This window comes from Lysobacter sp. GX 14042 (assembly GCF_021390425.1).
Lineage (GTDB): Bacteria > Pseudomonadota > Gammaproteobacteria > Xanthomonadales > Xanthomonadaceae > Novilysobacter.
In genome coordinates, this window is the sequence record NZ_JAJUWY010000014.1 from 1 (window position 1) to 18,946 (window position 18,946).

Genomic DNA, 18,946 nt, shown 5'->3' on the forward strand with positions numbered 1-18,946 from the left:
CGTGTGCGTCGTCTGGCGGTGCGTCAGCTCCGCAGCGAACGGCATCGGTGTCTGAAGATGCTCCTGATCCTGATTGCCGAAACCCGGCAGGCTGCGTGTTCTGTATCCACTACAGGGGCATAGATAGCTTCGACTACGCATGGTCACTGGTCAGCTTCAAAGTGCTAAAAGGGTTAGAGCTCTCGAAGTATAAAATCGTGGCGGATGTGCACAACAATCGTCCGCAGATGGTGGTCCAGCGGGTTGCCGACATCTTGGCTGAGTTCGCCTGCCGCGGGGAAACGCATGCTCAGTGGGTCCTTGAGGCCAAGACCCGCTGCTCCGAAGAGGATTTCCATCCCCGGTGGTCTGGTTTTATCCTCTTGGCAGAGGCTATAGGGTAAGAATGCTGACTTTGAAGCTGGACTCTGCCCTTGTGGCGCCTGACCGGGCCGCTCACGAGCTATCAGAGTTGCCAACCGAGGCGGACTTCCCGATCTCCGTGGATCAGAATGGTGACGTAGTGTCTCGTTACGGAGATCCGTTCTGGGACCTTTCTTGGCTGGCTGGGCACCCGCTGATCCTTGACTTTGGGATCGCGCCGAGTCGAAGAGATGGTATCCGCTTGAGCGCGGGAAACAGCGCGCTGCTCAAGCGGATCATGGCTTATTACATGTATGGAGATCGGGGCACGATCGTTCCGAAGACACTGCGGACCTACCTCACGCCGCTTCGCAAGCTGTGCAGGGTCTGTGACGACAGTGGGATTCTCGTATCAGATCTTGCGAGATACCCGGCAGTAATCGAAAAGGCGCGCGATGCGCTGGATGGCGCCAAGAAGGCCGTTTATGTATCGATGCTGTTCGAGCTGTACAATGTTCGTGAGGTGCTAGGTTTCGTGATCCTGTCTCCTGGCCAGCTCAAGGAAATATTGAGTTCTGTCCAAGACACTCCCAGTGCTCAGTTCCCATACATCCCGCCTCGCTTGTGGGTCTACCAGGTTAGTAGGTGTCGGCAGTTGCTGGAGGAGTTCAATGAGCGTTCCGAAGATATTCGGGCGCTTTACGACTATTGTTTGGAGCTCTATCGGAGTCGCTTTGGGTCACTCGCCGAGTACTACGAGTGGGTGAGTCGTGGGGGGTATAGAGAAACACCATTTCAGGCGAGTGCCAACAGCGGGGGGATGTCGTTTGGTGACGCTGCGAGGATGTTCGGGGTAGCAGATGTTCTCGATAGGTGGGTCACTGGTGATCGCTCCACTGTAAACACAAGGTCCGGCGTGCGCTTGCTGTCCAAGTATTTCGGTGGTGTGCAGCTTGCCGGATGTATTTATCTGGCGTCGTTCAGCGGCATGCGAGCGTCGGAGGTAGCGCGCCTGCGCGCCGACTGCTTGACTGTAGATCATGACGAGCGCGTTGGTGACATCTACCTTCTAAGAGGCGCAACGTCTAAAACTATCGAAGACGACAATGCTATTTGGATCACGAGTCCAACGTCCCGGATCGCGATCGACGCAATGGCATCTGTTGCGCGAATGCGCATGATGGCGGCCTCTGCTGACCCAAATTGCGTTGTCTCGGAGGAGGATAAAAATAACCCGTACCTGCTTACCCGCTCGTATGAACCTTGGGCTGTGGCGCGGAAGGTCAATGCCGAGCGTGGCGAGTCTATTCGTAAGGCTCTTAGGTACAGTGAATGGCGTGTGCGATGCCCGGGCTTGTTTGCCGAGGATGAGATCCGGCTCACTGCAGAGGATCTTCAAGCCGCGTTGGCGGTGACACCATCACTGAACAAGGAGCGGTATGTGGTTGGGCGTGCATGGGAGTTCTCAATGCATCAGCTTCGCCGGACCTTGAACGTGAACGCCACGCATAGTGGCCTGGTCTCATTACCCAGCCTCCAGTATGAGATGAAGCACCAAACATCGGCAATGTCGCTCTACTACGGCCAAGGGTATGGGTATGTTGGAGTGAACAGGGCCATGACGACTGAGTTCCTTGAAGCCATGTTTCAAGGACTGGCGCTGCGCGCCTCCTCCCTGCTTGGTGAGGAGTTCGTTTCTCCGCTGGGTGCTGAACACAAGGACCGTGTGGTTGAGTTCATAAGCCAACGCTCGGCGCGCGAGTTACTGTCACTGGCCAAGAAGGGGCAGCTCTCTATACGTGAAACTTTGCTCGGGGTTTGTCTGAACCGGGACTATTGCCCCTATGGAGGCATAGATCATGTGGCCGAGTGCGTAAGGTGCGACAAAGCACTGTTTAGTAGAGGGAAACGTGATCAGGTCAAGCAACTTTGCCAGGTGCTCACTGAGTCTTTGCGCGATGCAGCGCCCACGGATCTACTGTTGAATGAAGCTCTGCATGCCCAGCACGGGGCCGCTACTAGAGCTCTAGAGGTACTAGATGCCAAGTAAGTACCCCACTGCCGGGCAAGCTGAAGCTGAGTTCAGAGCGGCGTTCGAGCGCCTGAAGCTTGGCAGGCCGGACGTGTTGCGCCCGGGCGTTCGAGTGACTCAGAACAATGTGGCTCGCGAGGCCGGAAAGGATCCTAGCGCGCTGAAGAAGGCGCGCTTCCCCGGCTTGGTTAGGGAGATACAAGAGTGGGTCGCAACTGCGGGCGGAGGCGCCGTGACGGCTAGTCCGTCGGTACGTGAGCAGCTCAAGGCTGCACGCAGGAAGAATCGGCTGCTGCTGATGCGAATCGAGGAGCTGAAGCGAGATCGAGACCTTGCTCAAAGCAAGTTGATGTGTGCAGAAGTGGAGCTCTTGGAGTTGTGGGCCGAGGTTGGCGCATTGCGGCAGGGATCAATGCACAACGTTGTTGGCATCGACCGGAACTCAGGATGAGGTAGTCGACGGATTCGCAGGCGCCCCTGCGCGCACCTGAATTGCTTGAGGCGCTGGTTGGCAGCGTGTCGGGTTGGTGCGCGTCTAGCGCACTGCTCTCCTGGCAATCCTCACTATGGCGAGGATCGTCTCCGCAACACATAAGGAGCAGAGCGACCAGATCGGCCTTTGGTCAGGAGGGTGTTCGGCGGGCAAGCAGGTGCTCAGCTGCGGGGGGAGCAGTCCAATAATTTTGGTCTAGCGAGCACAGGTCGCGGGCAAAGATTCGAGAAATGCTGCTTCTGGGGGGGCCGGGAGGTCCTCCGAAGGACGCTGCCCAAGCACTGCCTCGCGCATAGGATGTGCGTGTCTGCAGCTGCTTGAAGATGCCTTCGCGGATGTGATTCGAAGCGCTCGCTCCCAGCCGTTGTGCGACGGACGCGCCGTGGCGAACGGCGGCCCACGCTACATAGCGCCATTGTCCGATCGAAAGCTCCGGTTGCGCGTTGTGGTAGACGAACGCCAAGTCCCGTGCCCATCTCGGGTCGAAATGATGGCGCTGGAGTTGATCCTCAAGGAAGCTCTGCCCCTCCCACAGCGCGAGCTCCCGCCATGCCGAGACGCGTAGATCAAGCGCTGTCTCGTCGTGGTCCAACTGCCTCAAGAAGTCGAGCAGGGCAGGTAAGACCTCGCTTTCGACGTAGGCCTCCCAGGTGAAGCGCCACGGAAGTGCTTCTATGGGCGTGTAGTGATAGGCGGGACCTGCGTCTGATTCAGGTCCAGGCGAAGCGACTAGGCCCAGATTGGTCAGCCGCTCAATCACTGTCCATGTCGCAGCTCTGGTGGGTGCGACTGGCAACCGCTGCTCGCGTGTCGAAAGTAGAGCAGCTAGCTGCAGAGTTCCTTGCACGCCAAGATCATCGATGGTGTCCGGCACTGTCTGCATCGTCATGGCTCATGTTGCGCGGATACTAAGTTTAACTTAGTATCCAAGCTGCCAACAGTGCCGCACCCTATAGCCCTTCGTTACCAGAGGGCTGGGGATGTCTCGTCGAGACCTGAGAAAGGTCGTTGGTCTGCGCTTGAGAGAGGCAAGGTTGCGCCGCGGTCTCACCCAGACCGAGCTTGGGTGTCAAGCCGGCCTGGATCCTTCAGTTGCGAGTCCCAGGATGACCCAGTACGAGTCAGGCCAACATCTCCCCCGTGCAGAGGTGTTGAGTCGGTTGGCGTCTGTACTAGACGTCCCCGTTTCGTACCTGATGGCAGAAGACGAAGGCCTAGCGACGTTGATTCTGAACTGGGCGGCGATGACGTCCGAGCAACGCGCGGCGTTGATTGCCGCTGCCGATGAGGCTGTCCGGACTGGCGATACACGGCCGGCACCATAGCTTTAGCGCGGTGGTGCTGACGCGCACGAGCACAGCGGTAAAGCCGATGCGGCGGCCGCAACGCTCGCGGTCCCCCTCACCTGTGGTGACGGGAACGGTGCGCCGGTGACCACGACCCGTTATGCCCTCGGCGAGCCTCGCCCATAATTATGAGAGGGTACGTGCCTGCCCTCGGCTACCACCAAGGATAAGAGGCTAACCTTGACCTCACGTCCATGCTTTGTAGGGAACGCAGATGTGGTGGCACGGCGTCCCGGATGAAAGGCGGTACTTCCTGCGGCAGGTTGAGGGGCATACGCGTGCGTTTGCGTTGGTCGCGCCGCCTGTGCCTGACTACGTGCCTCCAACTCCCGAGGTGCAAAGAGCCCTTATCGACGCACATGAAGCGTTAGGTGCGTTGCGCGGCGTCGCAGCGCACTTCCCGGGCCTCGCTGCGATCGACACGGTGCTGGCTCAGCGTGAAGCAGTTGCAAGTTCACAGATCAAGGGAGCGCGAAGCACCTTGCGTGACCTGCTGACGTACGAGGCGACGGGGGGAGCGCAGGGCCTGCCAGCTGATGTGGAAGGAGCGAAGCGGTGCGCTGAGGTCCTCACCCACGGACTGGGTGCCGCTGCACAGACACGTCAGGATGGCGAGTGGCTAAGACTCATCAACAGGCTCCATGCCGTTTTGATGGGCGGGGACCAAGGGATGTCCGCCGGCGCGTACCGACGGCATCAGGTCTGGATTGGGCAGGGCGGCGGTATCGAGCAGGCGACCTTCGTACCCGCACCCCCTGAGTGGGTGGCGCCATGCATGGCCGAGCTTGAGCGGCGGACCCTAAAAAACGGACCCGGTCAACACGCGGCTCTACCTCTGGTGGCGCAACTGGCGTTCGCTCATGGCCAGTTCCAGACCATCCGCCCCTTCCACGATGGCAATGGGCGGGTAGGGCGAATGCTGCTGTCACTGCTGCCCGTGGCCCACGGCTACCCTCCGTTGTATCTCTCTAGCGACCTGCGCGCCGCCAAGGCGGAGTATTACTCTGCCTTGGCATGCTTGCAGGTGCGTGGAGACTGGGCACCCTGGCTGGTGTTGCTGTGCGAAGCGATCGTGCGGGCCTGTGAGGACACGATCAGTGTTGCGACGGATCTGAACGCGCTGGTGAGCAAATGGGAGGCCGAACTCAGTGGCCGGCAATACAGGAGTGACTCCGCCACGGCGCGACTTCCGCGCCTCCTCGTCGGTCGACCCATTGTGTCAGTGCGGCAAGTTGCGGAGAACTTGAGCATCTCGAAGCAGGCAGCCAATGTGGCTCTCGGCAACCTGGTCGATGCGGGAATTCTCTCGCGGGGAGCGCCACAAGGACAGCGCCAGGTCTTCCAGGCAAGCGATGCTGTGCAGCGGTTGGAGAGGCCTTCGGATTCGGCACGACTGTTTCGGAGTGAAGCACCCCGTGACAGTGCTTCCGAGGCAACGCCGCAACCCTAGGCTGCCTGCCGGTACTCGTAGTAGGGATGCTGCTTGTCATCGAGGCGCTGCGGAACCTCTTCGGGTCCGTGATCCAGGATGTCACGCTCCATGGCACGGGGGCTTTCGGCCGCTTCGATACCGTGCCCTCCGGCCAGTACGCCTGAACGTAGCTCTCGATGTCCATCTCCGCCCCGGACTCGCGGCGGAACTTGCTGACTTGGCCTGGACTCGGGCTGAGCAACACATGGGAGCAGCCATTGATCGGGAGGCGGAAGATAGCGCAGGCCGTCTTAGGCCCTGTGACTTGCGGGCGTACGCTACGCCTATGCTCCCCTACGGCTTCGAATGGCACCCGTTCGTAAGCGGACCGGCCTTGTACCTTGCTGGTCGGCAGCTCGCCATCGCCAGTGAGCTCGACTCTGGCGGCTATCGGGTGGATTTCGTCTTGCGTCGAAGTGTAATGACCCAGCGGTTTCTGCACAGGTCAGGCCGCTAAGGCGTATGCCTCGGCGGGTGTTTTCATGCCCAGCGCCTGGTGGGGGCGCCGGAAGTTGTAGAACTGGATCCAGTCGGCGATCACCCGCATGGCGTGCTGCTGGGACTCGAACCGGTGCCGGTGGACGCACTGCTCCTTCAAGGTCCGGATCACACGTTCGACCATGCCGTTCTGCTGCGGGCAGTGTGGGGTAATGAACTCCTGCTTCAGACCGTAGCTGCGCACCAGTCGCGTGTAGTGTCGACTGGTAAACACCAGGCCGTTGTCGGAACGCAGCAGGAACGGCTCAGGCACGTGCCCGAGCGCCCCATAGCGGGTGATCAGGGCCTGCTCCAGGGCAGCCGCCGCGGTGGTTGCCTTACCGGTGCGGGACAGCTGCCAACCCAGCAGCTGCCGGGTATGGCAGTCGATCACCAGGGCGAGCGTCAGCCAGCCGTCCCGGCCGCCCCAAACGCGACACAGGTCCGTGGCCCAGCGCTGGTCCGGCGCCGTTGCCACCGACGGCAGCGCCTGGATCCGCGGCCGCTGACCCACCGCCCGCTTGCGAACCTGCCAGCCCTTCAGCTGGAAGATGCGCTGCACGGTGTTCTTGTTCATCCCCAGCAACCCGGCGACGGTGCGGTAGCCGAACGAGGGCTCTTCCTCGATCAGCTTCTTGATTGGTTCGGCCAGTTCCGGTCGCACCTGCGGTGGCGCCTTGGTCGGCCGGTAGTACACCGTCCGACGCGGCACCCCGAACCAGCGGCACAGCTTGGCCACCGACACCTCAAACCCGTCGTCCTTCAGTCCCTGCTGGATCGAGCTGATCAACTCTCGTCCTTGCCCAACAGGGACTGCAATTTTTTTCGCGCGCGCAGCTCCAGCATGGCCTCGCCGTAGGCCTCCTGCAGGTCCTTGAGCTGGCGCTCGTACTGCTCCCGCACGTCCTCGGGTTTGGCCCGCAGGGCGTTCTCCATGCCGGCCTTGGCGTGGTCCATCCATTCCTCGATCTCCGACGGCGCCAGGTCGAACTGCCGGCTCGCCTCCGAAACCGTGGTCTTGCCCTGGATAATCTCCAGCACCAGCGCCGACTTCCGACGCGCGGTCCAACGCTTGATTTCCTCTTCCATCATCACGCTCATGGGCTGCTCCTTCGCAACGTACCACCTAAGCAGGAAATCACTGGGTCATTACACCCCAGCGGCGGCAGAGCCCGGCCTGCTGGAATACGGCCAGCGCGGCCCGAACGGTGGGCTGAGAGGCGCCTATCTTTTGGCCACGCTCCTCACGGTCTGGAGCCCTTCGCCTTCCACGCTTGTCCCCACCAACTGGCGCAGCACCTCATAGCGGAAGTTCGGCGGGTCCAGTTGGATGATTCCCCAACCGGCCGTGGGCGTGGGGCTACCGCGCAGCGGGGGTGAGCAATCAACCACCAGGTGCATGCGACGCCTGATGGAGGGCTCCAAAGCCGACATGGCCGCATCCCATACCCGCTGCACCGACGCAGGACTGATCAGAGGCGTCCTGACCAGCAGCTGGCCTTGGGCGTCGCTGCCCACCAGCGCGGTGGCCAACGCCAGGATCTCGGCCCGGAGATCCCGCGCACTGCGGAGGGAAGACAGCGTCCGTTTTGGCGTCCGCAACCACAGTTATCCTTAGGTTGGTGGGTTTGCTAGCCAGGTGAAGTCTGCACCAGCGAGGAAGACCTGCGACCGCGGACCACCGATGCAGCTCGCGCGCCAGACTTTGGACGGTGGCGAACGCTGGGGTAGAGAAATCTGCAACTGCGCGTGAAATCTGCAGCTTCGCCAGCCTGCGAGGGTTCTGGCTGGGACCGATCAGCAGGCGTGTGTGCCGAGGCGGCCGTTGCGGCAACCTGTCGGTCATGAGTAGGACCGTCGCCTGGGAGAAAAAAGCATGATCCGCACGCAGCCACGCAACGCCGGGGGACCCGAGCTACACCTCGCGCTCTGCGAGTACGCCGCTACGGGTGAAGGGGTCAGGATCATGGCCGCCATCTCGAGGTCGCAGCACCACGCCGAGGAGGTGCTCAAGGACAAAGCGGACCCGTTCTTTCACCGCGGAGTTGAGCTCAAGCCGCTGGACTTCAGCGACGGGCAGATCCAACGGGTCATGCGGCTCATACCCCTCGCCGAGGCGGCAGAGGCACTTCAAGCGGATGCCAGCGGCGCCGGCCATTTCTACTGCGAGCTGTACTTGAACAACGCCTAGCCGCGAGGCCTCGGACACCGCACTCGCGAGGGGAGGGGCAGGGGGGTGAATGCAGTGCCCAAGGCGTTTCGTTGCCCAAGTCGCTGAAACCAAAGGATTAGCTCGTGCCAGCTAATTTTATGAAAAAGTGCAAAAGCCTGCTAAAGCGCTGATGTCCCTCTTCGCTGAGCCAAGAGGGCGATGCGGCCGAGGAGGAACCGGTGCGGATTAGCGCGCGTTATCGGGGCTAATGTACATCGCCTCAAGAAAGCCGCCGTCGGGATACGGTGGCGGCGGCGCGGGCGTCTCGTCCGATTTACTCAGCGCAAAGAGCCCATATTAAACGTCGCAAACGTGTGCGGCGCTGCCCGCTGCTGGTCTCTCTGGGCGGTTGACGGAACCCATTGGGCTGCCAACGATCGTCAGGATGCGCGGCCTTCACCCGCCAGGCAGATGGTGGGTTGAGGGGCGGCGGAACTCGCGTAGAACAGCCAGAAGTGAGCTAACTCGCTGCCGTGTAAGGATTTTCCATCGTCAGAAAATTAAGCGTCGGGCAGCACTCTCCCGCCGGAACTTGGGCGCACCGCGCTACCTTTTGTTCGAGGTCCCTCTCCAGATTCCGCAGTTCGCGGATTCGTAGGCGGATATCGACGAGCTTTCGCTCGGTCAACTGGCGGGTCTGCTCGCAAGAATGCTCGCCCGTAATCTGTAGTAGGCCAGCGATCTCGTCGAGGCTGAATCCCATCATCTGAGCGTGCCGTATGAACCGAAGCCGATTCACGTCGCTTTCGTCGTAGCGACGCACGCCTCCGCTCGGTCGCGCGGGCTGATGCAGCAGCTTGCGGCGCTGGTAGTAGCGCACGGTTTCGACGTGCACATCGGCAGCCGCTGCCAAGCGGCTGATCGTGAACGTGTTTGGACGCATAGCTTGACTCCGTACCCGGGTACGGAGATTAGTATGCCCTGATGCAAACAACTCCCGCTAAATCTTCTGTTCCGGCCATCGTTGGCGCGAGCATCGCCGCGATTGGCGCGTCCGTCTGTTGCGTCGTGCCACTGGTACTGATGTTCATGGGGATCAGCGGCGCTTGGATCAGCACCCTTACGGCCCTGGATCCCCTGAGGCCTTGGTTCAGTGCCGCCGCCGTAGTGTCCTTGGCGGTGGCGTTCTGGATGCTGTATCGGCCGGCGTCACAGTGCGGTGTGGATGGCAGTTGCGTCGAGCCGGCCACGCTGCGAAGCAGGCGGCGTTGGCTCTGGTTGGCGACAGCTCTCATCGTCCTGTTGCTGCTGTTTCCCTATTACATCGTCTGGATTCTGTAGGAGGCGCGTGATGCGCAAGTGGATACTGGCCCTCGTGGCTGCTCTTTCGGTCGGTGCCGCTCTGGCGGCGACGCCCGCGACCGTGGTGCTCGACGCCGAGAACATGACCTGTCCCGCCTGTGGCATCACCATCAGGAAGGCGCTGGAGAAGGTGCCTGGCGTCACCGATACGAAGGTAGACACCCGGGCAGAAACAGTCACGGTCACGTTCGATTCGAGCCGAACAGATACGTCCGCAATCGCGCGCGCAGTCACAGGAGCAGGCTTCCCGGCCAAGGCGCGGGCTGGCGGTGAGTGACGTCGAGCTAGAAAGCATCTTGACCTGCCCGGAGTGCGGCCATCGGGCGACCGAGACAATGCCAGTCACAGCGTGCCAATTTTTCTACGAGTGCACGGGCTGTGGAGTGGTCTTGCGGCCAAATCAAGGCGACTGCTGTGTGTTCTGCTCGTTCGGAACAGTGCCATGTCCGCCGATCCAGCAGCACAACTCATGTTGTGGTTGACCGAACTCCGATGATGACTGCTCACGCAGGCTGCGATCGCGACTGTGCCACCTCGATGGGTGCGCCGCTCAACCAGCGGTGCGCATGCGAAGTGGTCGACGTCCTCCGTCTGCACGAGTCGATCCAGTCCACCTTTCCGGAGGTCAGGCTAGATCCAGCCGTGCACGCGCACCTGTTTTCACCCTACGCCCTGTTCGTTGACCGGGCGACGCTGGACGCCATGGGGAGAGTTGCGGCGGCGGTCTTCGAAGTAGAGGGAAATTCGGGTTACCGCCAGCAGGTCATGCAATGGGCGCCGCAGATCGCCAGTCATCAGCCACGTTCGGCGGGTGGTGTCCTGGGGCTGGACTTTCACTTGACCGTCGACGGCCCGCGGTTGATCGAGATCAACACCAATCCGGGCGGGCTGCTCCTCAATGCAGTGCTGCTCGATGCCGTGCGGTCCTGCGCGCCGGCTGCGTGGACCACTTGGACAACGGCGGCACGAGCGCGCAACGCGGCTGTCGCCGCCTGGCTTGACGATGCCCGGCAGCAGTCGGGCCACGTGCCGTCGCGTCTGGCCATCGTGGACAGCGTCCCGCGGGAGCAGTTCCTTTATCCCGAATTCGAGCTGTACGCGGACGCATTCCGGGAACATGGCGTGGATTGCGTGATACGCGCACCCGAGGAACTGAAGCTTGGTCCGGATGGGCTTGCAGATGCGCACGGCCGGATCGACATGGTCTACAACCGGTTGACCGATTTCGCGCTTGAGGAAGCCTCGCATACAGACCTTCGTCAGGCTTACCTGGCCGGGGAAGTCGCGCTGACACCGCATCCGCGTGCGCACGCGCTGTTCGCCGACAAGCGCAACCTCGCGGTGCTGGGAGACCCTGTCCTGCTTGGCCGGTTCGGGGGCGAGGCGGGTTCGGCGGCCCTGTTGGCACAGGTGATCCCGCCCACGGTTGAAGTCGTGCCCGGGAACCGGGATGCGCTGTGGGCCGCGCGCAATGGCTACTTCTTCAAGCCTGCAGCAGGGTTCGGCAGTCGCGGGAGTTATCGGGGCGACAAGCTCACCCGGCGGACGTGGGAGTCGATGGCGTCGGCGACCTACATCGCACAGGCCTTCGCGCCACCGAGCATGCGGATCGTGCATGGGGGCCAGTCCCTCAAGGCGGATGTACGTTGCTTCGCGTCCGAGGCGGGTGTGCTGTTGTTCGCGGCCAGGTTGTACCAGGGCCAGACCACGAACATGCGCACCCCTGGTGGTGGATTCGCAGCGGTGCTCACGACGCCACTGATCGACGAGTGATCATCGGCCAAGCGGCCCCCGGGTTGTGCCTGGGCTACAACGAGGTAAGCGTCGATCTCAGCCAGCTCGCGGTGTGGTGGTGACCCAGAAAAATTGACCACGCTTGACCTGTATCCCGCACACAGATCAACCTTGACTCACGCGATGCGATCAATGACAAGACACTCGATGCGTCGGCGGCGATAGCACCTCTTGGTCCCGCGCGTAAGCGGACCGCCTTGGTCAGACGCCTTGAGATTCTGACGCATCACTGCACTTCGACGGGCAGCGCGGCGGGTGTCGACCGCTTGATGGCCAGCTGCCATTGCTTGATCAGCGAGTACAGCGCCGGGATCACCACCAGTGTCAGCACCGTGGACGAGACCATGCCTCCCACCATCGGCGCGGCGATGCGGCGCATGACCTCGGAACCCGTGCCGCTGCTCCACATGATCGGCAGCAGGCCGGCCATGATCGCGACCACCGTCATCATCTTCGGGCGCACGCGGTCGACCGCGCCTGCGATGATCGCGTCGCGCAGGTCGCCGGCGTCCAGCGAGCGGCCTTCGGCCTGCCGCTGCGCGGCACGTGCCTCGAGCGCGTGGTCAAGGTAGATCAGCATCACCACGCCGGTTTCCGCGGCGACGCCGGCTAGTGCGATGAAGCCCACGATCACCGCGACGCTGACGTTGTAGTCGAGCATCCACATCAGCCAGACTCCGCCGACCAGCGCAAACGGCACCGACAACATCACGATCAGCGACTCGGTGACACGGCGGAAGTTGAGATACAGCAGCAGGAAGATCAGTGCCAGCGTCACGGGGACGACGACGCGCATCTTTTCGGCGGCGCGCTGCATGTATTCGTACTGCCCGCTCCAGGTCACGTAGTAGCCAGGCGGGAACTCCACCTGCGAGGCAACAGCCTCCTGGGCCGCCTCCACGTAGCGGCCCAGGTCGCTTTCGCGCGTATCCACGTAGATGTAGGCCGCCAGCATCGCGTTCTCGGTGCGGATGCTGGGCGCACCCATGGTGACTTCGATGCGTGCGAGCTCGCCCAAGGGCACCTGGGCGCCGCCGGGCACGGGCACCAGGACCTGCGTCCCGATGCGGTGCGGGTCGTCGCGCAACTCGCGCGGATAGCGCACGATCGCGCTGAATCGCTCGCGCCCCTGCAGGATGGTGGTGACGATCTCGCCGCCCAGGGCGGCCGCCACCACGTCCTGCACCTCGCCAAGGGTCACGCCGTACTGCGCCAGGCTGGGCAGGTCCGGGGTGATGTCGAGGTAGTAGGCGCCAGTCAGGCGTTCGGCGAACGCGCTGGTCGTCCCCGGCACTTCGCGCACGACCGCTTCGATCTCGGTCGCCAGGGCGTCGAGCTGCTCGAGGTCGGTGCCGAAGAGCTTGATCCCCACAGGCGTGCGGATGCCGGTGGCCAGCATGTCGGTGCGCGCCTTGATCGGCATCGTCCACGAGTTGGCGACACCCGGGAACTTCAGCGCCTCGTCCATCTCGGCGATCAGCTTGTCGGTGGTCATGCCATCCCGCCATTCGTCCTCGGGCTTGAGGTTGATGGTCGTTTCGAACATCTCCAGGGGCGCCGGGTCGGTCGCGGTCAGGGCGCGCCCGGCCTTGCCGAAGACGGATTCCACTTCGGGGAAGCCCTTGATGATCCGGTCCTGCTGCTGCAGCAGCTCCGAGGCCTTGGTCACCGACATGCCCGGGAGGGAGGTGGGCATGTACAGCAGCGTGCCCTCGTTGAGCGTGGGCATGAACTCGCTGCCCAGGCGCGATGCCGGCCACAGGCTGGCGAACAGGGCGACCAGCGCGATCGCGATCGTGGCCATCCGGTAGCGCAGGACCACGTTGATCACGGGCCGGTAGGCCGCGACCAGGAACCGGTTCACCGGATTCTTCTGCTCGGGCACGATCTTGCCGCGCACGAACAGCAGCATGAGCACCGGCACCAGGGTCACCGACAACAGCGCGCCGCCGGCCATGGCGAAGGTCTTGGTGAAGGCCAGCGGCTTGAACAGGCGTCCTTCCTGCGCCTCCAGCGCGAACACCGGAAGGAAGGAGACCGTGATGATCATCAGGCTGAAGAACAGTGCCGGCCCGACCTCCCTGCAGGCGTCGATGATCAGCTGGGCCCGGCTGCGGGAGCCGTCGGAACGTTCGATGTGCTTGTGCGCGTTTTCGATCATCACGATCGCCGCATCGACCATCACGCCGATCGAGATCGCGATGCCGCCCAGGCTCATGATGTTGGAGTTCATGCCCAGCGCACGCATCGCGATCACCGCGATCAGCACGCCGACCGGCAGCATGACGATCGCGACCAGCGCGCTGCGGGCGTGGAACAGGAACACCAGGCACACCAGCGCGACGATCAGGCTCTCCTCGAGCAATGTCGTGCGCAGGGTCTTGATCGCACGAACGATGAGGTTGGACCGGTCGTAGACCGCCTGGACGCTGACGCCTTCCGGCAGGCCGCGTGCAAGTTCCGCGATCTTGTCCTTCACCCCGCCGATCACGGCCAGGGCGTTTTCGCCGAATCGTGCAATGACGATCCCGGCCACAACATCGCCTTCGCCGTCCAGGTCGGCGATGCCGCGGCGCTCGTCCGGTACCAGTTCGACCCGGGCGACGTCGCCGACCAGCACCGGTGCGCCGCCTTCGGCGCGCAGCACCAGGCTCTCGATGTCCTCGATGCCGCGCAGGTAGCCACGCCCCCGGACCATGTACTCGGTCTCGGCCATTTCGATCACGCGGCCGCCGACGTCGCGGTTGCTCGCGGCGATCACTTCGGACACCCGTGAGATCGGGATGTCGAACTCGCGCAGGCGCACGGGGTCGACGGTGATCGAGTACTGGCGCACGAAGCCGCCGACGCTGGCGACCTCGGCCACGCCGGGCGCGGTGGTGAGCTGGTAGCGCAGGTACCAGTCCTGCAGGGCGCGCAGTTCATCCAGCGAATGGCGGTCGCTTTGCAGCACGTACTGGTAGACCCAGCCCACGCCTGACGCATCGGGGCCCAGCGCCGGTGCCACGCCAGCCGGCAGGTTCTTCGACGCGACGTTGAGGTTTTCGAGCACGCGCGAGCGCGCCCAGTACAGGTCGGTGCCTTCTTCGAAGATGACGTAGATGAAGGAGGCGCCGAAGAACGAGAAACCGCGGACGTCCTTCGATTTCGGAACCGAGAGCAGAGCGCTGGTCAGCGGGTAGGTGACCTGGTCCTCGACCACCTGGGGCGCCTGTCCCGGGTATTCGGTGAACACGATCACCTGCACGTCCGACAGATCCGGCTGTGCGTCCAGTGGCGTGTTCATCAGTGCGTAGATGCCGCCGGCGACGATCGCCAGTGTCATCACCAGGACCAGGAAGACGTTGCGGACCGACCATTCGATGAGGCGGGCAAGCATGTCAGTGCCCCTCGTGGCCGGTGGCGGAGGGCGGAGCCTCCTCAGGGGTGGCCGGCATCGAATGACCCGCGTGCGGATCAGCGGCTTCGCCACCGCCGGACTCGGGCTGCGGATCCTCGCTGGTGCCCGAGGGCGCCCCATGTCCTGCGTGACCTTCAAGTCCCTGAAGTGCGGACTGCAGATTGCTTTCGGCGTCGATCAGGAAGTTGGCGGAGACCACGACCTGCTCGCCTTCGGTGACCCCATCCAGAATCTCCATGCGATCGCCGCCGCGCCGCCCCAGCGTGACGTCCCGCGGTGCGAAGCGACCGGGACCGGTCTCGACCAGCACCACCCGGCGTGTGCCACTGTCGAGCACCGCCGAGCGCGGCACGTTCAGGACCGGGCCGGCCCCGGGCTCCTCGAGCAGCACCGTCCCGTAGAGTCCCGGCCGCAGGTCGCCATCGGGATTGGGCAGCGCGATGCGTACGTCCACGGTGCGTGTCATCGCATCGATGACGGGCTGCACGAAGGTGACTTCGCCCTCGGCCACCTGGCCCGGCAGGGCCACGGTTTCAAAGCGGGCCGGCTGGCCGACCCTGATGTCCGCGGCCTGCGCCGCCGGCACCTTGGCGATCACCCACACCGTCGACAGGTCGGCCAGCAGCAGGATGGTTTCGCCGGGCTCGAAGCGTGCGCCCTGGACCACCGGCTTCTCGATCACGACCGCGTCCGCGGGCGCCGTGAGGACCAGTCCGGTCTTGCCCAGCTGCGAATCGCTGATTTCCCAGTTGCGCAGGCGGGTGCGGGCGGCATCGCGCAGGCGGACCATCGACGCCGCGCTCGCGGGATCGGACCCGGTCAGCCTGCGGGCGGTCTCGTCGGCGAGCCGGTATTCCTGCTGCGCCGTCGCCAGCTGCGGGCTGTAGACGGACAGCAGCGGCTGCCCGGCGCGGACGCGCATGCCCGTTTGGTTCGCGTACAGGCGCTCCACCCAGCCTTCGAAGCGGGGCGCGATCGCGTACTGCCGGGTCTCGTCGACCTCGACCGTGCCGCTGGTGCGCACGGTGGCGGCCAGGGCCCCCCGCTTGACCGCTTCGGTGCGCACGCCCAGCGCCTGCACCTTGTCCGGCGGCAGCACCACCGTGCCCGGTGCCGCCGGCGGTGCATCGTCGGCATAGACCGGGACGTAGTCCATACCCATCGAGTCCTTCTTGGGCACTGGCGAGGTGTCCGGAAGGCCCATGGGATTGCGGTAATAGAGCACCTTGCGTTCCGCGGCCGGCGCCTCGGCGGACGTGGTTGCGGTCGTGGAATCGTTCGTGGCGCGGCCGGCCACCCATCCGACGGTGAGAGCGGCGAGTGCGACGCCGATGGCGAGCGACAGGGTCTGGACACGGGTCATCGGATATCTCCTTCGATGGCGCGCACGGCGGCGGCGCCCAACAGTTCGTCACGCAGTGCATCGACCCGTGCGAGGTCGGCGCCCTGCCATTGATTGAGTGCTTCCAGCAGCGTCCCGAAGTCGACTTCGCCGACCTGGTAGCTGGCCAGCGCGGACTGCCAGGTGGCGTCGGCCTGCGGCAGCAGCGTGTTCTCGATCAGTTGCCGGCGTTCGCGTGCGCTCGTCCACCGCGCCCAGGCGGAGGCGCCGCGTTCCTCCACGGCCCGCAGCGTGGCGTCCATGCGCGCCAGCGCCGCGTCTTCGAGCAGGCGCGATTCGCGCTCGCGCTCGCGGCGTGCACGCTGCTGGAACGGGATCTCGACCTCCAGCATCAGCTCGGTGCTTTCGATGCCGTTGCCGAGCTGCATCGCACCCACGCCCACGGTGATGTCCGGGAACCGGTTGCGACGCTCCAACACCACGTTCGTGCGCGCGGCTTCGGCGCGGGCCTGCTGTGAGCGGACCGCGGGGTGCGCGTCGGCGCCATCCAATGCTTCGGCCAGGGAGGCACTTTGAACGACTAGGCGCGGCGCCTCATCGGGGGTCGCCAGCGGTGAATCGGACCGGCGCCCCAGCACCGCGTTCAAGGTGGCGGCCGCCTCCTGCTTGGCCGCGAGGCGTTCGATCCGCTCGCGCTGCAGGCTGGTCTGCTCGACCTGGGCGCGGATGGCATCCTGCTGCGCCGCGCGGCCCAGGGCGTAGCGCACGCCGGCCATCTCTTCGACTTGGCGGAGCAGGGCGATGCGGCGATCGAGCACGGCCACGGCCTGATCGGCATGCCAGTAGCGTGCGTAGGCCGCCTCGGCATCGGACAGCAGGTCGCGCGCCGTGGTGATGCGGTCTAGCCCGACCGCGACCGCGTCCTGGGTGGCCGCGGTCCGCGCCAAGCCGCGCTTGCCCCAGAGCGGGAAGCGCTGGCGCAGCGCGTAGTCGACTTCGCGGTCGGCACCGGCGCTGCGCCAGGGCTTGTCCGGATCCAGGCCGCGGAATCCAACGGAAGCCATCGGGTCGGGCAGGGCGCCCGCCGGCAGAATCCGTGCTTCGGCGGCCTGGGCCTCGAAGTCCAGTGCCCGCAGCTCGGGGTTGTGTTCGAGGACCCAGGCGCGGATCGACTCGAGGCTGTGCCCTGGGACGGGTTCGGTTGCGGTAACGGGCAGCGCCAGCATCCACAAGGCGCCGGCGAGCACGCAGGCAGGCAGGTGCCAGAGTGGTGGTCGACGGCGGAACAGAGGGCGGGGTCGCAGGCGCCTGGCCTGCAGTCGGTCGAACAGGGATGCCATATCAGTGTCCTTTGGCCGACGCGACGGAAGTCGCTCGGACGAGGGCAGGAACACATGCCGTGACGCAGCCACGGCGCGAACGCACAGGACTGCGCCGCACAGACGTGCGGAGCAGTCAGCGTCCGGGCATCAGATGAGCAGAAGCGCCGCTGGATGGGCGGTAGGTCGGTGCCAGGCGGGCCTGGGCGGTGAATCCACCCATGTGGCCGTGACACTTGGTGAAGCATCCGCAATCGCGGCGATCGCAAGCCAGGAGAGCCATGCTTCGGCCAGCAGCGGCGGAATCGAAGGGATGCGCCCACTGTCCGCCGAGAGGTCACCCTCGGTGCAGTGCGCGTCGCACAGTGCCTTACTCGCCGAGGGGAGCTCCGCCTCGCAGCCGTGGCCATGGTCGTGCCGGGTGTCGGTGGCAGCAGCGACAAACGCCGCCGGCGTGCCTGGGAGATCCAGGCAGTCGCCATGGCCCGCGAGCACAAGCTGGGACCAGAGCAGCGCCGCCATCGCGAGGAGGACGGTGCGCCGGAACCAATTCCGATGGCGGATGCGGACCATGACGTGAGCTTACCTCTTACCGGGACAGACGCAATTGATCCAAGTCAATCCTTGGCCAAGCCCAAGGGCGGGTCCGGCGGCGACTTGGCAGGACTAAGTGCATTGGCCACCACCGATACCGAACTCAGGCTCATTGCCAGCGCCGCCACCATCGGAGCCATAAAAAGACAAAGGCGTGGTTGGAAGAGTGCACGCGTAAGCCGCCATTGCCACCTGTTGGAACAGGAGGCACAGCAGGACCGCGAGGGCGATCCGTAAGCGGTGGCGGCTGCGAAAATGCATGATCAGGATGTTACTCCGTCATTTAGCCCAAAGCGTCGGCAAATACTTGGAATTCATGCCAGTACTTGACACTGATCGAGCCGAACCGGCGTACTCACTCGGTGCTGCGCTGTTCCAGATCCGCGATCAGCGCCTCCATCTCCCGGATCTCTCGGCGTTGGGCGGCAATGATCTCATCGGCCAGTTCACGCACCCGTGGGTCGGAAATGTTGGCCCGTTCGCTCGTCATGATCGCAATGGAGTGATGCGGAATCATCGCTCGCATATACGACACGTCCTGGACGGTTGCCTGACTGCGCATCAGCCACAACGCCCCGGCAAACACCAACGCGCAACCGAGCAGGATTCCCGTGTTGAGCTTCCTGTTCTGGTACATGCCCAGCATGAAGAGCAGCATGATCACGCCCATGGTGGCGCCCATGACAAAAGCCATGTACACGCGGGTTTCGCTGAAAGAGACGTGATCGAGTTGGTAGGTATTGAGGTACATCAACCCGAACATGACCACCGTCGAGGTGGCGATCATGAGCCCGAACCTGGCGTACTTCGGCATGGCGGTTT

At 63.8% G+C, this 18,946-nt stretch carries 18 protein-coding genes; 10 read left to right on the forward strand and 8 right to left on the reverse strand.

Annotated elements, in window-relative coordinates; all coding sequences use genetic code 11:
• The 5 genes from LY625_RS12880 to LY625_RS12900 all read left to right on the forward strand — a co-directional run.
• Window positions 1–383, forward strand: a 383-nt coding sequence (locus LY625_RS12880; protein WP_233740716.1) for a hypothetical protein, incomplete at its 5' end; no start/stop codon positions are given.
• A 68-nt stretch (window positions 384–451) separates the two neighbouring features.
• Complete coding sequence (locus LY625_RS12885) at window positions 452–2,392, forward strand: hypothetical protein (protein WP_233740717.1); 1,941 nt, start codon at window positions 452–454, stop codon at window positions 2,390–2,392.
• Window positions 2,382–2,825, forward strand: coding sequence for a hypothetical protein (locus LY625_RS12890; RefSeq protein ID WP_233740718.1), 444 nt, complete (start codon window positions 2,382–2,384; stop codon window positions 2,823–2,825). The genes LY625_RS12885 and LY625_RS12890 overlap by 11 nt, the downstream gene beginning before the upstream one ends.
• Window positions 2,826–3,847: 1,022 nt before the next feature.
• Entirely contained in the window at window positions 3,848–4,192 is a 345-nt protein-coding gene (locus tag LY625_RS12895; RefSeq protein ID WP_233740719.1) for a helix-turn-helix transcriptional regulator, read from the forward strand.
• A gap of 235 nt (window positions 4,193–4,427) precedes the next feature.
• The gene (locus LY625_RS12900) at window positions 4,428–5,663 is read left to right on the forward strand and encodes a Fic family protein (protein ID WP_233740720.1); all 1,236 of its coding nucleotides are present in this window, start codon (window positions 4,428–4,430) and stop codon (window positions 5,661–5,663) included.
• A gap of 466 nt (window positions 5,664–6,129) precedes the next feature.
• Here LY625_RS12900 and LY625_RS12905 read toward each other — a convergent pair whose 3' ends face one another.
• A complete protein-coding gene (locus LY625_RS12905) occupies window positions 6,130–6,951 on the reverse strand; it encodes an IS3 family transposase (RefSeq protein WP_233740721.1) in 822 nt (273 codons plus the stop codon).
• On the reverse strand, window positions 6,948–7,262 hold the full coding sequence (locus tag LY625_RS12910; protein WP_233740722.1) for a DUF1153 domain-containing protein: 315 nt from the start codon (window positions 7,260–7,262) through the stop codon (window positions 6,948–6,950). The genes LY625_RS12905 and LY625_RS12910 overlap by 4 nt, the downstream gene beginning before the upstream one ends.
• 775 nt (window positions 7,263–8,037) lie before the next feature.
• Between LY625_RS12910 and LY625_RS12915 the strand changes: the two genes are divergently transcribed.
• On the forward strand, window positions 8,038–8,352 hold the full coding sequence (locus LY625_RS12915) for a hypothetical protein (protein WP_233740723.1): 315 nt from the start codon (window positions 8,038–8,040) through the stop codon (window positions 8,350–8,352).
• Window positions 8,353–8,833: 481 nt separating this feature from the next.
• Here the strand turns inward: LY625_RS12915 and LY625_RS12920 are convergent, their stop codons facing one another.
• Window positions 8,834–9,256 carry a MerR family transcriptional regulator gene (locus LY625_RS12920; RefSeq protein ID WP_233740724.1) on the reverse strand — a complete coding sequence of 141 codons (423 nt, stop codon included), beginning with the start codon at window positions 9,254–9,256 and terminating at the stop codon, window positions 8,834–8,836.
• Between the two features lie 41 nt (window positions 9,257–9,297).
• Here LY625_RS12920 and LY625_RS12925 point away from each other — a divergent pair, with 41 nt between their 5' ends.
• From LY625_RS12925 to LY625_RS12940, 4 genes are read left to right on the forward strand one after another with little or no spacing between them, the layout of a single operon-like run.
• On the forward strand, window positions 9,298–9,654 hold the full coding sequence (locus tag LY625_RS12925; protein WP_233740725.1) for a mercuric transporter MerT family protein: 357 nt from the start codon (window positions 9,298–9,300) through the stop codon (window positions 9,652–9,654).
• Window positions 9,655–9,664: 10 nt separating this feature from the next.
• Complete coding sequence (locus tag LY625_RS12930; protein ID WP_233740726.1) at window positions 9,665–9,952, forward strand: heavy-metal-associated domain-containing protein; 288 nt, start codon at window positions 9,665–9,667, stop codon at window positions 9,950–9,952.
• Window positions 9,945–10,157 (forward strand): GDCCVxC domain-containing (seleno)protein, encoded by a 213-nt coding sequence (locus tag LY625_RS12935; RefSeq protein WP_092410672.1) that lies wholly within the window; start codon window positions 9,945–9,947, stop codon window positions 10,155–10,157. The genes LY625_RS12930 and LY625_RS12935 overlap by 8 nt, the downstream gene beginning before the upstream one ends.
• A 10-nt stretch (window positions 10,158–10,167) precedes the next feature.
• Window positions 10,168–11,448 (forward strand): hypothetical protein, encoded by a 1,281-nt coding sequence (locus tag LY625_RS12940; RefSeq protein ID WP_233740727.1) that lies wholly within the window; start codon window positions 10,168–10,170, stop codon window positions 11,446–11,448.
• A 247-nt stretch (window positions 11,449–11,695) separates the two neighbouring features.
• On the opposite strand, the gene LY625_RS12945 is transcribed toward LY625_RS12940, so the two are convergent.
• The 5 genes from LY625_RS12945 to LY625_RS12965 all read right to left on the reverse strand — a co-directional run bounded on the left by LY625_RS12945 (window position 11,696) and on the right by LY625_RS12965 (window position 18,938).
• Window positions 11,696–14,848, reverse strand: a complete 3,153-nt coding sequence (locus tag LY625_RS12945) for a CusA/CzcA family heavy metal efflux RND transporter (protein ID WP_233740728.1) — start codon at window positions 14,846–14,848, stop codon at window positions 11,696–11,698.
• 1 nt (window position 14,849) lies between these two features.
• Window positions 14,850–16,232 (reverse strand): efflux RND transporter periplasmic adaptor subunit, encoded by a 1,383-nt coding sequence (locus tag LY625_RS12950; protein WP_233740729.1) that lies wholly within the window; start codon window positions 16,230–16,232, stop codon window positions 14,850–14,852.
• Entirely contained in the window at window positions 16,229–17,551 is a 1,323-nt protein-coding gene (locus LY625_RS12955) for a TolC family protein (protein WP_233740730.1), read from the reverse strand. The genes LY625_RS12950 and LY625_RS12955 overlap by 4 nt, the downstream gene beginning before the upstream one ends.
• Before the next feature lie 129 nt (window positions 17,552–17,680).
• Window positions 17,681–18,103, reverse strand: coding sequence for a hypothetical protein (locus tag LY625_RS12960; protein ID WP_233740731.1), 423 nt, complete (start codon window positions 18,101–18,103; stop codon window positions 17,681–17,683).
• Between the two features lie 376 nt (window positions 18,104–18,479).
• Window positions 18,480–18,938 (reverse strand): DUF305 domain-containing protein, encoded by a 459-nt coding sequence (locus LY625_RS12965; RefSeq protein WP_233740732.1) that lies wholly within the window; start codon window positions 18,936–18,938, stop codon window positions 18,480–18,482.
• Between the last annotated feature and the right edge of the window lie 8 nt (window positions 18,939–18,946).